Annotated in this window: 17 protein-coding genes; 16 read left to right on the forward strand and 1 reads right to left on the reverse strand. The window is 49.0% G+C overall.

The annotated features are described in order from the left end of the window. Nucleotides 1–25 precede the first annotated feature (25 nt). The 4 genes from rsgA (at nucleotide 26) to spoVM (ending at nucleotide 2,587) form a co-directional block, all read left to right on the forward strand. The gene (rsgA, locus tag DRW41_RS02905; RefSeq protein ID WP_115450446.1) at nucleotides 26–907 is read left to right on the forward strand and encodes a ribosome small subunit-dependent GTPase A; all 882 of its coding nucleotides are present in this window, start codon (nucleotides 26–28) and stop codon (nucleotides 905–907) included. 2 nt (nucleotides 908–909) lie between these two features. Further along, a complete protein-coding gene (rpe, locus tag DRW41_RS02910) occupies nucleotides 910–1,563 on the forward strand; it encodes a ribulose-phosphate 3-epimerase (RefSeq protein ID WP_115450447.1) in 654 nt (217 codons plus the stop codon). A 192-nt stretch (nucleotides 1,564–1,755) separates the two neighbouring features. Further along, a complete protein-coding gene (locus DRW41_RS02915; protein WP_115450448.1) occupies nucleotides 1,756–2,403 on the forward strand; it encodes a thiamine diphosphokinase in 648 nt (215 codons plus the stop codon). A gap of 100 nt (nucleotides 2,404–2,503) precedes the next feature. Then, a complete protein-coding gene (spoVM, locus tag DRW41_RS02920; protein ID WP_048824436.1) occupies nucleotides 2,504–2,587 on the forward strand; it encodes a stage V sporulation protein SpoVM in 84 nt (27 codons plus the stop codon). Between the two features lie 110 nt (nucleotides 2,588–2,697). On the opposite strand, the gene rpmB is transcribed toward spoVM, so the two are convergent. Beyond that, complete coding sequence (gene rpmB / locus DRW41_RS02925) at nucleotides 2,698–2,886, reverse strand: 50S ribosomal protein L28 (protein WP_115450449.1); 189 nt, start codon at nucleotides 2,884–2,886, stop codon at nucleotides 2,698–2,700. Between the two features lie 296 nt (nucleotides 2,887–3,182). On the opposite strand from rpmB, the gene DRW41_RS02935 reads away from it, so the two are divergent. The 12 genes from DRW41_RS02935 (at nucleotide 3,183) to rnc (ending at nucleotide 13,837) form a co-directional block, all read left to right on the forward strand. Next, nucleotides 3,183–3,545 (forward strand): Asp23/Gls24 family envelope stress response protein, encoded by a 363-nt coding sequence (locus tag DRW41_RS02935; protein ID WP_115450451.1) that lies wholly within the window; start codon nucleotides 3,183–3,185, stop codon nucleotides 3,543–3,545. A 16-nt stretch (nucleotides 3,546–3,561) separates the two neighbouring features. Beyond that, a complete protein-coding gene (locus DRW41_RS02940) occupies nucleotides 3,562–5,238 on the forward strand; it encodes a DAK2 domain-containing protein (protein WP_115450452.1) in 1,677 nt (558 codons plus the stop codon). Between the two features lie 168 nt (nucleotides 5,239–5,406). Further along, entirely contained in the window at nucleotides 5,407–6,069 is a 663-nt protein-coding gene (gene sdaAB / locus DRW41_RS02945) for an L-serine ammonia-lyase, iron-sulfur-dependent subunit beta (RefSeq protein WP_115450453.1), read from the forward strand. A gap of 42 nt (nucleotides 6,070–6,111) precedes the next feature. Further along, nucleotides 6,112–6,996, forward strand: a complete 885-nt coding sequence (gene sdaAA, locus DRW41_RS02950) for an L-serine ammonia-lyase, iron-sulfur-dependent, subunit alpha (RefSeq protein ID WP_115450454.1) — start codon at nucleotides 6,112–6,114, stop codon at nucleotides 6,994–6,996. Beyond that, nucleotides 6,993–9,041: an ATP-dependent DNA helicase RecG gene (gene recG / locus DRW41_RS02955; protein ID WP_115450455.1), complete on the forward strand. Its 2,049-nt coding sequence runs from the start codon at nucleotides 6,993–6,995 to the stop codon at nucleotides 9,039–9,041. Before sdaAA ends, recG begins: the two co-directional genes overlap by 4 nt. A gap of 96 nt (nucleotides 9,042–9,137) precedes the next feature. Then, entirely contained in the window at nucleotides 9,138–9,734 is a 597-nt protein-coding gene (gene fapR, locus DRW41_RS02960) for a transcription factor FapR (protein WP_115450456.1), read from the forward strand. Further along, a complete protein-coding gene (gene plsX / locus DRW41_RS02965; RefSeq protein ID WP_115450457.1) occupies nucleotides 9,718–10,722 on the forward strand; it encodes a phosphate acyltransferase PlsX in 1,005 nt (334 codons plus the stop codon). Before fapR ends, plsX begins: the two co-directional genes overlap by 17 nt. A 16-nt stretch (nucleotides 10,723–10,738) precedes the next feature. Then, nucleotides 10,739–11,683: an ACP S-malonyltransferase gene (fabD, locus tag DRW41_RS02970; protein WP_115450458.1), complete on the forward strand. Its 945-nt coding sequence runs from the start codon at nucleotides 10,739–10,741 to the stop codon at nucleotides 11,681–11,683. Then, nucleotides 11,683–12,426, forward strand: coding sequence for a 3-oxoacyl-[acyl-carrier-protein] reductase (fabG, locus tag DRW41_RS02975; protein WP_115450459.1), 744 nt, complete (start codon nucleotides 11,683–11,685; stop codon nucleotides 12,424–12,426). Before fabD ends, fabG begins: the two co-directional genes overlap by 1 nt. Before the next feature lie 116 nt (nucleotides 12,427–12,542). After that, complete coding sequence (locus DRW41_RS22805; RefSeq protein ID WP_181884388.1) at nucleotides 12,543–12,680, forward strand: hypothetical protein; 138 nt, start codon at nucleotides 12,543–12,545, stop codon at nucleotides 12,678–12,680. A gap of 63 nt (nucleotides 12,681–12,743) precedes the next feature. Further along, entirely contained in the window at nucleotides 12,744–12,977 is a 234-nt protein-coding gene (locus DRW41_RS02980) for an acyl carrier protein (protein ID WP_043933362.1), read from the forward strand. A 116-nt stretch (nucleotides 12,978–13,093) separates the two neighbouring features. Then, the gene (gene rnc / locus DRW41_RS02985) at nucleotides 13,094–13,837 is read left to right on the forward strand and encodes a ribonuclease III (RefSeq protein ID WP_115450460.1); all 744 of its coding nucleotides are present in this window, start codon (nucleotides 13,094–13,096) and stop codon (nucleotides 13,835–13,837) included. The last annotated feature ends 36 nt before the right edge of the window (nucleotides 13,838–13,873 follow it).

Raw genomic sequence — 13,873 nt, forward strand, 5'->3', positions numbered from 1 at the left:
AAAAGATGAATCAAGGAGTGTGTATATGCCTGAAGGGAAAATTATTAAGGCATTAAGCGGTTTTTACTATGTTGTCAATGACGGAACGGTTACCCAATGCAGGGGCAGAGGGATTTTCCGAAAAAACAAAATTACCCCCCTTGTTGGGGATGATGTTGTCTTCCAGGCCGAAAATGAACAGGAAGGGTACATCCTCGAAGTCAAGGATCGAAAAAATGAGCTTGTCAGGCCGCCGATCGCAAACGTCGACCGGGCGTTCCTTGTCTTCTCCTCTGTTGAACCGGCCTTCAGCCCTGCCCTTCTCGATCGTTTTCTGGTCTTGGTTGAGTACAATCATATCGAACCGATTATCTGCATAACGAAAACCGACCTAGCATCCGAAAGCGAATTGGGCGAGATTGAACAGTATGCATCAGATTACCGGGCTGCGGGTTATGAAGTCGTTCTCGTTTCATCGGAAACAGAGGCGGGGATTGAGCAGCTCCATCCCCACCTCGAAGGAAAAATATCCGTCTTCGCGGGCCAATCGGGAGTCGGGAAATCATCGTTGCTGAACGTACTTCGCCCGGGACTTGAGCTTAAGACGAGCGGCATTTCAAGCCATCTTGGCCGGGGCAAACATACGACGCGCCATGTAGAGCTGATCGAAATCGGGGACGGGCTTGTTGCAGATACTCCAGGCTTCAGCTCGCTGGAATTCCAGGAAATCGAGGCGGCCGAACTCGGCGCGTGTTTCCCCGAGATTTCCAGGGCCGCCGAAAACTGCAAGTTCAGAGGCTGCCTCCATGTGAAGGAGCCGAAATGCGCGGTAAAGGCCGGGGTCGAGGAAGGCACGATCCCACCTTACCGCTATGAAAACTATTTGGATTTTTTACAGGAAATAAAAGACAGAAAGCCGAGGTATTAGTTATGGTAAAAATAGCCCCTTCAATCCTTTCAGCTGATTTTTCAAAGCTTGGCGAGGAGATTAAAGATGTCGAGAGGGGCGGAGCGGACTACATCCATGTTGATGTTATGGACGGGCACTTTGTACCGAATATCACGATTGGTCCGTTAATTGTCGAAGCAATCCGCCCAATTACTGAACTTCCGCTCGATGTGCACCTTATGATTGAAAACCCAGACCAATACATTGAAGAGTTCGTAAAAGCAGGCGCGGATTACATTACCGTCCATGTCGAGGCGAGCCGCCATCTGCACCGAACAATCCACCTCATTAAAAGCTTCGGCGTAAAAGCAGGCGTCGTCCTAAATCCTGCAACTCCCGTCGAATCAATCAAGCATATCATTGAAGATGTCGACATGGTCTTGCTGATGTCCGTAAATCCAGGTTTTGGCGGGCAAAAGTTTATACCAGGGGTACTGCCAAAAATCCGAGATGTGAAAGAAATGGCTCGGCAGGCCGGCAGGGAAGTGGAAATAGAGGTAGACGGAGGGGTCAATTCGGAAACCGCCAAGCTTTGTATTGACGCGGGGGCAACAGTACTCGTCGCCGGCTCGGCAGTCTACGGACAGGAAGACAGGGCAAAGGCGATAGCCGATATCCGTGGCAATGACAAATAATGAATCAAAGCCAGCTTATGCTGGTTTTTTCTTTTAGGCTATATCGCCCAAGTGGAATATAATTGAGCGCTTTTTGGCGGCGGAAATCAAGATCCGTTAACAATTGCCTCATTTATGGCACACCGCTCCCAAACTGTGCAAGGCTAAGTAAGAGTGGTTTCGACTTTCAAATTGGGAAAAGGAGGTTTACATTTGTATATCAATATCGTAGCAGGAGGTCCGACTGCGTTCATCCCTCCCCTTGGGAATTTCAATATTCCCGGAAGTCTTTGGATAGGAGTCGACCGCGGCACCGCAGTTTTGCTGGATAACGGGATTAAGCCCGATGCCGCATTCGGAGATTTTGATTCGGTTACAAAGAAGGAATTGGCGGAATTTGAAACGTCCATTCCAGACCTGAAAAAGTACAAGCCCGAAAAAGATGAAACGGATATGGAACTGGCCCTTTCATGGGCGATTCGCCAAAATCCGGAAAGCATTGCAATTTTCGGTGCGACTGGTGGGCGCATTGACCACTTCCTCGCAAATATCCACTTGCTTGAAAAATACGCCACCGAAGGAAAGTCGTGCGAAATCTCCCTAATCGATTGTTCCAATTATGTTTCTGTAAAGAAGCCGGGAGCCTATCACGTTGAAAAAGAGAGCGGCAAAAAATATATATCCTTCCTGCCGGGTTCACTCGATGTGTCTGGCCTGACCTTGCGCGGATTCAAATACCCACTTGAAAATAAATATGTTCCAAGAGGATCTACCCTTTGTGTCAGCAATGAACTTATTGATGAAACAGGTACTTTTTCATTTTCCGAAGGCATATTAATAGTCATAAGGAGCAATGACTAATCTGCTCTCCGGTTTAATGTACTTATTTATAATGAGCGGAATATCCTAAATAAGAGTGCAGGTAAAGATTGAGCCGTGTGAAAAGGTGAGGAGGGGCACTATGAAATTTTATACGATCAAACTGCCGAGATTCCTAGGTGGTCTTGTCCGGGCGATGATTGGGATGTTTAGAAAAGGCGAATGAGGAATATGTATGAAGCGGCACCCTTGCAAAAGGGTGCTTTTCCTTTTTTGCAAGGCCTTTTGCGAAAAGAAAAAACAGGCACCCGGTTGGATGCCTGTCCCTGAACAGCATTATACGCGTTCTACTTTGCCTGATTTAAGTGCCCTTGCGGATACCCAAACACGTTTTGGCTTTCCGTCTACAAGAATGCGAACTTTTTGAAGGTTTGCACCCCATGTACGCTTGTTGGCGTTCATAGCGTGAGAACGGTTATTGCCAGTTGAAGTTTTCTTGCCGGTGATAACACATTTGCGTGGCATATTTTTTCCCTCCTTAACATCCATAAGCGAGTACTTTTCTATTGCATTTTCGCCATATCCGGTTTCGTCCGGAGCGGGGAAAAGAACCCTGTCCCCATTTCTAAAAGATACTTTAATAATTTATCATACAACGATTATGATTGCAATAGATGAAACAAAAGCTTTCAAGAAAAAAACCTTGACATCAAACAGGTGATGTTGCTGTATAATAAGCAAGGCAGTATAACTTTCAAAAAAGACCGGACTATAGTAAAATGGCTTTAGCAAATGAGCAATTACCAAAAGGGGGAACGTTCATGTCCATCGAAATGAAGACGAAGTACGGGCAAATCGATATTTCAAATGAAGTAATCGCGACCATTTCAGGCGGTGCGGCAGTCGATTGCTATGGCATTGTGGGAATGGCTTCGAAAAACCAGATTAAGGACGGCCTCACTGAAATTCTCCGGAAAGAAAATTTCACGCGCGGCGTGATTGTCCGCCAGGAAGATGGCCAGGTACATATTGACATGTACATTATCGTCAGCTACGGAACGAAAATTTCCGAGGTTGCCCACAACGTGCAATCGAAAGTGAAATACACCCTCGAAAAAACGGTCGGCTTGACGGTTGACTCTGTAAATATTTACGTCCAGGGAGTTCGCGTAACGAACCCGTAGTGAGGAGGAAGCATAAGTGTCAATGAATGCGTTAAACGGTATACAATTTGCGGAAATGGTCATTCAGGGCGCCAACCACCTTTCAGCTAATGCAAAGCTGGTTGATTCCTTGAATGTTTTTCCCGTGCCGGATGGCGATACCGGAACGAATATGAACCTGTCGATGACATCAGGGGCAAAAGAAGTCAAAAACAATGTCCAGGAACATATCGGCAAGGTCGGATCAGCACTTTCCAAGGGCCTTTTAATGGGCGCGCGAGGAAATTCAGGGGTAATCCTATCCCAGCTGTTCAGGGGATTTTCCAAGGCGATTGAAACCAAAGCGTCGATCAGCGGAAAAGAATTTGCCGCGGCGCTTGAAACCGGTGTCGAAACGGCATACAAAGCTGTCATGAAGCCTGTCGAGGGTACGATCCTGACAGTGGCAAAGGACTCGGCACGCAAGGGTGTCCAAGCGGCAAAGTCGACCGATGACATCATTGAAATCATGGAGGCGGTTCTTGCAGAATCAAAAGCTTCTTTGAAGCGTACGCCGGACCTACTCCCTGTGCTAAAGGAAGTAGGGGTAGTGGACAGCGGCGGCCAAGGCCTTGTTTTTGTCTACGAGGGTTTCCTTGCGGAATTGAAGGGGGAAAAGCTCCCGGATTCACCTGAGGCGATGCCGTCCATGAATGAACTCGTCAACGCCGAGCACCATCGGAGCGTGCAGTCCCATATGAACACGGAGGACATCGAATTCGGCTATTGTACTGAATTCATGGTGAAATTCGAAGCGGACAAGCTCGCGGGTAAGCCTTTCAAGGAAGAATCCTTCCGCCAGGATCTCAGCCAATACGGCGATTCCCTTCTGGTTATTGCCGATGAGGATGTGGTAAAAGTACATATCCATTCCGAGCAGCCTGGTACGGTATTAAGCTATGGGCAGCGGTATGGTAGCCTCATTAATATCAAAATTGAAAATATGCGCCAGCAGCATTCCAACATTGTTGGCGAAACACATACGCCGCTCGTTGCGGCGAACGCGCCAAAGGAACGCCGGGAATATGGCATTGTCGCTGTATCAATGGGATCAGGAATTGCCGAATTATTCAGGAGCATCGGCGCCCATTCCGTCATTGAAGGCGGCCAGACGATGAATCCAAGCACCGAGGACATTGTCAAGGCGATCGAGGAAGTAAATGCGGATAAGGTATTTATCCTTCCTAATAATAAAAACATTATCATGGCGGCGCAGCAGGCGGCGGAAGTTACAGGATCAAAAGCTGTCGTTATCCAGTCAAAGACCGTTCCGCAGGGGCTTTCGGCTCTTCTAGCATTTAACCCTGGCGCAGATATGGAATCGAACGAAGCCGCGATGGCTGAAGCGATGGGCCATGTCAAGACCGGCCAAATCACTTTTGCGGTCCGGGATACGAACATCGACGGACTTGATATCGAAAAAGAAGATTTCATGGGCATCAACGAAGGGAAAATTGTCGTGAAGAGCAAGGAAAAAGTAGCGGCTGCCCAGGAGCTGCTTGCGAAAATGCTGGATGATGAATCGGAAATCCTGACAATCCTTCAAGGCGAAGGCGTTTCCGAAGAGGAGACGGCGGCACTTGCTTCGTTTGTAGAGGATAATTTCCCGGATGTCGAAATCGAAATCCATAATGGCGAACAGCCGCTTTACTCATTCATTTTCGCAATTGAATAAACATTGACGAAAAAGGCATTCAGCCAGTATTGGCGAATGCCTTTTCTTCTTTTTACCAGCCGCCATAAATAGAAACAATTTGTCAAAATACAATAATATTCGTTAAAATAAAGGATAAGGCTTTTTAGTATAAACGGGTTCGGCCCGAGCTGATAAGGGGAAGGGATCATGAAATATAAAAGTGTATTTGATATAATCGGCCCGGTGATGATAGGGCCGTCAAGTTCGCATACCGCAGGAGCGGCAAGGATTGGCCGTGTTGCCAGAAGCCTTTTTGGCAGGGAGCCGAAATGGGTGAACATTTCACTCTATGGTTCTTTTGCAAAAACATACCGCGGACATGGCACCGATGTAGCCCTGATTGGCGGCCTGCTTGATTTTGATACGGATGATCCCAGGATTATCAAAGCGATTGATCTCGCGGAGGCAAAGGGAATCAAACTGAGATTCATAGAGGAAGACGCGGTGACGGACCACCCGAATACAGCAAGGGTCATCATCGGCGACGATAAGGGCGAGCTTGAACTAGTCGGCATTTCAATCGGCGGGGGGAAAATAGAGATTACCGAGCTGAACGGCTTTGAATTGAAGCTTTCTGGGCACCATCCGGCCATCCTCGTTGTCCACAACGACAGATTCGGTGCGATTGCAAATGTTGCCAATGTCCTTGCGAGCCATCAGGTCAACATCGGCCATATGGAAGTTTCCAGGAAGGAAAAGGGGAAAATGGCTTTGATGACAATCGAGGTTGACCATAATATTGGGCAAGATATCCTTGATGAGATAGAAAAGCTGCCAAATATCCTGAAGGTAACAAAAATTGTCGACTAAAAATGTGTGAATAAATATAACACCAAAAAAGGGGGAAAGCGGATGTTCCGTAATGTCGCTGAGCTGGTTGAACTGGCAACCAGCAGGAATACAAAAATATCGGAAATCATGATTGAACAGGAAATTGAAGTAACAGGGCGCACGAGGGAAGAAATCATCGCGATGATGGACCGTAACCTTCTGGTAATGGAACAGGCAGTCGAGCGCGGCATCCAGGGGGTCAAATCCCATTCCGGGCTAACAGGCGGCGACGCGGTCCTTATGCAGGAATATATTAAAAAAGGTAATTTTCTATCGGGTGAAACATTGCTTGACGCAGTGAGCAAGGCGGTTGCCACGAATGAAGTGAATGCCGCGATGGGGACTATATGCGCGACGCCGACCGCGGGTTCCGCGGGAGTTGTTCCTGGTACTTTATTTGCCGTGAAAAACAAGCTAAATCCAACGCGTGAACAAATGGTTTCGTTTTTGTTCACCTCTGGCGCGTTTGGCTTCGTGGTCGCGAATAACGCGTCAATTTCGGGCGCCGCGGGGGGCTGCCAGGCGGAAGTTGGTTCCGCTGCAGGGATGGCGGCAGCGGCACTCGTCGAGCTTGCGGGAGGAACACCTGAGCAGTGCGCCGAAGCAATGGCCATCACATTGAAAAATATGCTTGGGCTTGTCTGCGACCCAGTCGCTGGACTTGTTGAAGTACCATGTGTAAAACGTAACGCGATGGGGGCGGCAAACGCGATGGTAGCGGCCGATATGGCGCTAGCGGGAATTAAAAGCAGAATCCCGTGCGATGAAGTAATCGACGCGATGTTTAAAATTGGCCAATCCATGCCGTCCGCACTAAGAGAAACAGCACAGGGAGGTCTGGCGGCGACTCCAACCGGTAGGGAACTGGAAGCCAAAATCTTTGGAATCCCGCTTACAAAACAGTGAATACAAATCTCATGCAATCAGTAAAAGTCCTAAAAGGAATAGGCGATGAAACAGCAGAGCTTCTGGCAGATATGAACATTGTTACGATCAAGGATTTGCTCGAACATTTCCCATACCGCTACGAAGATTACAGGCTGCGCGACCTGGCTGATGTGAAGCATGATGAGAGAATAACCGTGGAGGGGAAGGTTCATAGCGAGCCTTCCCTTGCCCGTTTTGGAAAAAACAAATCCCGGATGACGGTACGCCTGCTTGTCGGGCGGTACCTCGTCCAGGCCATCATCTTCAATCAGCCATATTTGAAAGGCAAAATTAAAATAAGTGAAACAGTTACAGTTACCGGAAAATGGGACCAGCACCGTATGGCGATAACCGTATCGGAAATGCATTTTGGTGAAAACAGGGCCGGGAAGATGTTTGAACCGGTTTATGCGCTGCGGGGCAGCTTGACGATGAAGAGCATGCGCAAATACATTGCCCAGGCGTTCAACCTATATGGGAAAGACATTGAAGAAACCTTGCCAGAGGGGTTAATCGCGAAATACAGGCTTCCAGACAGGCGAGACGCTTTAAAAATCATGCATTTCCCCGATTTGCCGGAAGATGTGAAGAAGGCGAGAAGGCGGTTTGTTTATGAAGAATTCCTCGCCTTCCAGCTTAAAATGCAAGCTCTTAGGAAGCTTGAAAGGGAGCAGTCCCCCGGCATCGTCCAAAATTACGACCTGGCTAAGCTAAAGGCGTTCATCGATGCATTGCCGTTTCCGCTGACAGGGGCGCAAAAGAGGGTTGTAAATGAAATCCTCACAGATATGAAATCGCCGTACAGGATGAATCGGCTTCTGCAAGGGGATGTAGGTTCAGGCAAGACGGTCGTTGCGGCTATTGGCCTGTATGCGTCCGTTACGTCGGGAAGGCAAGGGGCCCTTATGGTCCCGACCGAAATCCTCGCTGAACAGCATGCCGCTTCGCTTAAAGAACTATTTGGCCCAAATGGGGTCAGGTGCGAACTTTTGACAAGCTCAGTAAAAGGTAAGGCGCGAAAGGAGATCCTTGCTGCCCTCGCCGCCGGGGAAGTTGACATCCTGATCGGGACGCACGCCCTAATCCAGGAGGAGGTCGCATTTCACCGGCTTGGGTTTGTCATAACCGATGAGCAGCACCGGTTTGGTGTCGAGCAGCGCCGTGTCCTAAGGGAAAAAGGTGAAAATCCCGATGTCCTGTTCATGACGGCGACGCCCATACCACGAACGCTTGCCATTACAGTTTTTGGGGAAATGGATGTTTCCGTCATTGACGAAATGCCGGCGGGAAGGAAAACGATTGAAACGTATTGGGCGAGGGAGGATATGCTCGACAGGGTGCTGGCGTTCATGGAAAAAGAATTGCGCAAGGGGCGGCAGGCATATGTCATCTGCCCCCTGATTGAAGAATCCGATAAACTGGATGTCCAGAACGCCATCGATGTCCACGCTTCCCTCACGCACTATTTCCAAGACCGCTTCACAGCAGGGCTCATGCACGGCCGTCTGCATTCTTCCGAAAAGGAGGAAGTGATGCGTGCCTTCGCGGCGAATGAAATCCAGGTTCTTGTTTCAACCACCGTCGTCGAGGTTGGCGTTAACGTCCCAAATGCCACAGTGATGGTCATTTACGACGCGGAGCGATTCGGCCTCGCTCAGCTTCACCAGCTAAGGGGCAGGGTCGGAAGGGGAAGCGACCAATCCTACTGCATCCTCCTAGCCGAACCGAAATCAGAAGTGGGTAAGGAACGGATGAAGATTATGACCGAAACGAACGATGGATTTGTTGTCAGTGAAAAGGACCTTGAATTAAGGGGGCCGGGAGACTTTTTCGGGAAAAAGCAGAGCGGGATTCCGGACTTCAAAGTTGCCGATATGGTCCATGATTACCGTGCCCTTGAAACGGCTAGGGAAGACGCGGCAAAGCTTGTCCAGTCAAGGGCATTTTGGGAATCACCCGAGTATGCCAGCCTCCGGGAAGGGCTGATTGAAGCCGGCATTCTTACAGGGGAGAAGCTGGATTGATCCCCTGCAAGCTAGATAATTACTCTTGCAATCTGGATATCTAACTTTTATACTACTGTTAGTACCTAGTCATAAGAGCAAATGGCGGTGGATGCGATGAAGCGAAACAAAAAGGAACGCCAGCGTGAACTGGTGTTGACAATAAAAGAAAATCCATTTATAACCGACGAGGAATTGGCTGAGCTATTCTCGGTCAGCGTCCAGACAATCCGGCTTGACCGCCTTGAACTGTCCATTCCAGAACTGAGGGAACGGATCAAGAACGTGGCTGAAAAAAAGTTCGAGGATGAAGTGCGGTCCTTGCCGATTGATGAAGTAATTGGGGATATTATCGATATTGAATTGGACCATAGCGCCATTTCCATTTTGGATATAAAAAAGGAGCATGTGTTCAAGCGGAACAGGATTGCCCGAGGCCATCACTTGTTCGCCCAGGCCAATTCGCTCGCGGTAGCGGTCATCAACGATGAACTCGCGCTGACTGCGAAATCCGGGCTTCAGTTTAAAAGGTCCGTGCATGAAGGCGAGAGGGTTATCGCAAAAGCTAAGGTAACCCGGATTGATAATGAGCACGACAGAACATTTGTTGAAGTGACAAGTTATGTGAATAATGAGCCTGTGTTCATCGGGGAATTTGAAATGTTCCGCTCAAATAAAAGCAGAGGTGGCAATACGGATGAGGCTGGCAATTGACGCAATGGGCGGCGACCATGCTCCGAAGGAAATCGTCCTTGGAGCGGTTAAGGCGGCCGACACATATAAAGACATCGAAATCCTGCTAGTCGGCGATGAAGCGAAAATCAGGGAAACATTCACCGGGCATGATAGGATTTCGATTCTCCATACCGATGAAGTTATTCTTGCAACGGATGAGCCGGTCAGGGCGGTAAGGCGCAAAAAGAATGCTTCCATGGTCCTTGCGGCAAGGCAAGTTTCCGAAGGAGCCGCGGACGCCTGCATTTCCGCCGGGAATACAGGGGCGCTGATGGCGTCCGGGCTGTTTGTGGTTGGACGGATTGATGGGATTGACAGGCCCGCCCTTGCGCCGACCCTGCCGACGATTGGCGGGGAAGGATTCCTGCTTCTCGATGTAGGCGCGAACGTGGATGCTAAGCCGGAGCATTTGTTCCAATACGCGTTGATGGGTTCCGTTTACTCTAATAAGGTCCGCGGAATCGCGAACCCACGGGTGGGTCTTCTCAACATCGGGACGGAGGAAAAGAAAGGGAACGATCTGACAAAGGAAGCATTCACCCTTTTAAAAGAATCCAACCTGAATTTTGTCGGAAATGTCGAAGCGAGGGATTTGCTGAATGGCGTGGCCGATGTTGTCGTCACGGACGGCTTTACCGGGAACATGGTATTGAAAACCGTGGAAGGCACGGCAATGTCCGTTTTCAAAATGCTGAAAGGCGCGCTTACGTCAAGCCTTAAAAGCAAGCTGGCCGCAGCCGTCCTAAAGCCCGACCTGAAAGTTTTAAAAAATCAGATGGATTATTCGGAATACGGCGGCGCCGCTTTATTCGGATTAAAAGCTCCGGTTATTAAGGCGCATGGATCATCAAATGCACAGGCGCTGTTCAGCGCGATCCGCCAAACAAGGGAAATGGTTGCAAACGATGTTACCGGACTAATCAAACAATCGGCAGAACGCGCAAAGCTGGCCGATAAAGAATCTTAATGTAAGAGGTGCTTCAATGGGAAAAATCGCATTTATCTTTCCTGGGCAGGGGTCCCAAACCGTCGGGATGGGCAAAGAACTTGCCGGGAATCATGGAAGAAGCAGGGCTCTATTTGAAAAAGCGGATGAACTTTTAGGTTATGGTTTGTCGGATATCATGTTTGAAGGTCCCCAGGAAACGTTGACGAAAACGGTCAACACCCAACCCGCTTTGCTGACAATCAGCACTGCGCTCCTGGAATTATTCAAGGAATCCGGCATCAAGGCCGATTATGCCGCGGGACACAGCCTCGGTGAATATTCCGCCCTTGTCGCGGCGGGCGCACTTTCTTTTGAAGAGGGTGTCTGCATTGTAAGGAAACGGGGAGAGTTCATGGAGGAAGCCGTTCCCGATGGTATCGGAACAATGGCCGCGGTACTTGGCCTTGAACGGGGCATTCTCGCGGAAGCGGCCGCAGCCGTTACTGCCGAGGGTTATCCGGTCCAACTCGCGAATATTAATTGCCCTGGACAAATTGTCATTTCCGGCACCGTGGAAGGCGTTAGGCAGGCCGGCGAAAAAGCGAAGGAAGCAGGAGCCAAAAGGGTCATTCAACTGGATGTAAGCGGTCCGTTTCATTCGAGCTTGATGGAACCCGCGGCGCAAAAACTAAGAGATGTACTTAATGGCGCGCAAATCCGGGATGCATCCGTCGCGGTAATCGCAAATGCCGATGCAATGCCAATGGAAGATGCGGATACAATCAAGGCGAATTTAGTGAAGCAGCTATACTCCCCTGTATTATGGGAAGATTCCGTCCGGAAAATGATTGAATTAGGCGTCGATACGTTCATCGAGTTCGGCCCTGGCAAGGTGCTCGGCGGGCTTGTGAAAAAAATCAGCCGGGAAGTGAAAATCTATTCTGTTTCCGATGAACAGAGCTGCATGGAGACTATTGCCGCCCTTAAGGAGGAAAAATAATGAAGTTTGAAGGAAAAGCGGCGCTTGTTACGGGCGCGTCTAGGGGAATTGGCAGGGAAATCGCCCTTGAGCTTGCAAGGCAAGGCGCGAATGTTGCCATCAACTTCGCGGGCAGCGAAGCAAGAGCGAATGAAGTTGCCGAGGACATCAAAGCAATGGGACGCGAAGCCTTTGCGATTCAGGGTGATGTTTCCAACCCGGACGCCGTTTCAGCCATGGTCAAAGAAACAATCGACCGGTTTGGCTCCCTTGATATTCTCGTCAACAACGCGGGCATTACACGGGACAACCTCCTGATGAGGATGAAGGAATCCGAATGGGATGATGTTATTAATATCAACCTTAAAGGCGTATTCCTGTGCACGAAAGCCGTGACCCGGCAGATGATGAAGCAGCGAAGCGGCCGCATCATCAATATCGCCTCGATTGTCGGGGTAAGCGGGAATCCTGGGCAAGCTAATTATGTGGCTGCGAAGGCGGGAGTGATTGGCCTAACCAAAACGGCGGCTAAAGAATTGTCTTCGCGGAACATTAATGTTAACGCGATTGCCCCAGGTTTCATCACGACGGACATGACCGACAAATTAACCGAGGACGTCAAGGCGGAAATGCTGAAGCAAATCCCGCTTGCCCGCTTCGGGGAACCGTCCGATATCGCGAAGGCGGTTGTGTTCCTGGCCTCTGATGATTCTTCCTATATGACCGGGCAAACGCTTCATATTGATGGCGGAATGGTTATGTAAAACCACTAGCGGGAACACCGCCCGCTAATGGAAGTTTCGCTTTTCCCCACCTTAACGGGCAGTAGGATTCCCTAGAGGGAATCAACTGCCCCTAAAGGTCCGATTGGCGAGATACAGTGAAACTTACCGCTGTGTACTTCAGCGGTTTAGTTGAACCAATCGGGTTCGTACTGTCCGCTTATAATCTTCACGAAGGGAAGATTTTAGCGGCAGTAGAACGGGGACTAACCATTAGCGGGAACACCATCCGCTAATGGAAGTTTCGCTTTATTCCTTCGGGGAAATACTCTATAATAGCTTGAGGGGAGGTGACAAGCATGGCAGAAGTATTAGAACGCGTTACAAAGATTATCGTGGATCGCCTTGGTGTTGACGAATCCCAGGTTACACTTGAAGCTTCCTTCAAGGATGATCTTGGCGCTGATTCCCTTGATGTAGTTGAACTTGTTATGGAATTGGAAGATGAGTTCGATATGGAGATTTCTGACGATGATGCTGAGAAAATCGGCACAGTAGGAGATGCTGTTAACTACATAAATAGCAAAAATTAATCGCAGGTTTCTCGGGCTCCGTTTTCAAACGGAGCTTTCTTCTGTATTATAGAACTACCCGAGGTTTTCCTTTCATGTATGGATGGCCAAAGAAAGAAGGAGCATGGTGAAGATTTATGCGCAAAAACTATAAGGATAAAGAGGCTGCGGTGAATCGCGCAAAAGAAAATTTATTTAAAGAATTCCAGTCCCGGATTGGCATTCAATTTACGGATGAGAAGCTGCTTAAACAGGCCTTTACACATTCATCTTATGTAAATGAGCATCGCAGGAAGCCTTTTGAAGACAATGAAAGGCTTGAATTCCTTGGTGACGCAGTCCTTGAATTGACCGTTTCAAAGTTCCTTTTTAAAAAATATCCAATGATGAGCGAAGGGGAGCTGACAAAGCTCCGCGCGGCGATTGTCTGTGAGCCGTCCTTGGTGTCTTTTGCAAATGAACTTTCATTCGGCAAGCTGATATTACTCGGAAAAGGCGAGGAAATGACCGGAGGCCGTACCCGCCCGGCATTGCTCGCGGATGTATTCGAGGCGTTTATCGGCGCGCTTTATTTGGATCAAGGGTTGGAGCCAGTAGTCGATTTTCTTGAAAAAACGATTTTTCCAAAAATAAATTCCGGCGCGTTTTCCCATGTTATGGACTTTAAAAGCCAGCTCCAGGAATATGTGCAGAGGGACGGCGCCGGAACGATCGAGTACAAGGTGCTCCAGGAAAAGGGCCCTGCCCACAACAGGGAATTTGTCTCCAGGGTTTCCCTGAATGGGGAGGAGCTCGGTGTCGGTACTGGCCGTTCCAAGAAGGAAGCGGAACAGTTGGCAGCTCAAAAGGCGCTTTCACGGCTTAAGCCGGAAGACAGTTAAAAAAACGGGAAAACCGGCAATTGTTAGAGGAGGAAA

It is taken from the genome of Neobacillus piezotolerans, from assembly GCF_003362805.1.
Classification (GTDB): domain Bacteria; phylum Bacillota; class Bacilli; order Bacillales; family Cytobacillaceae; genus Bacillus_D; species Bacillus_D piezotolerans.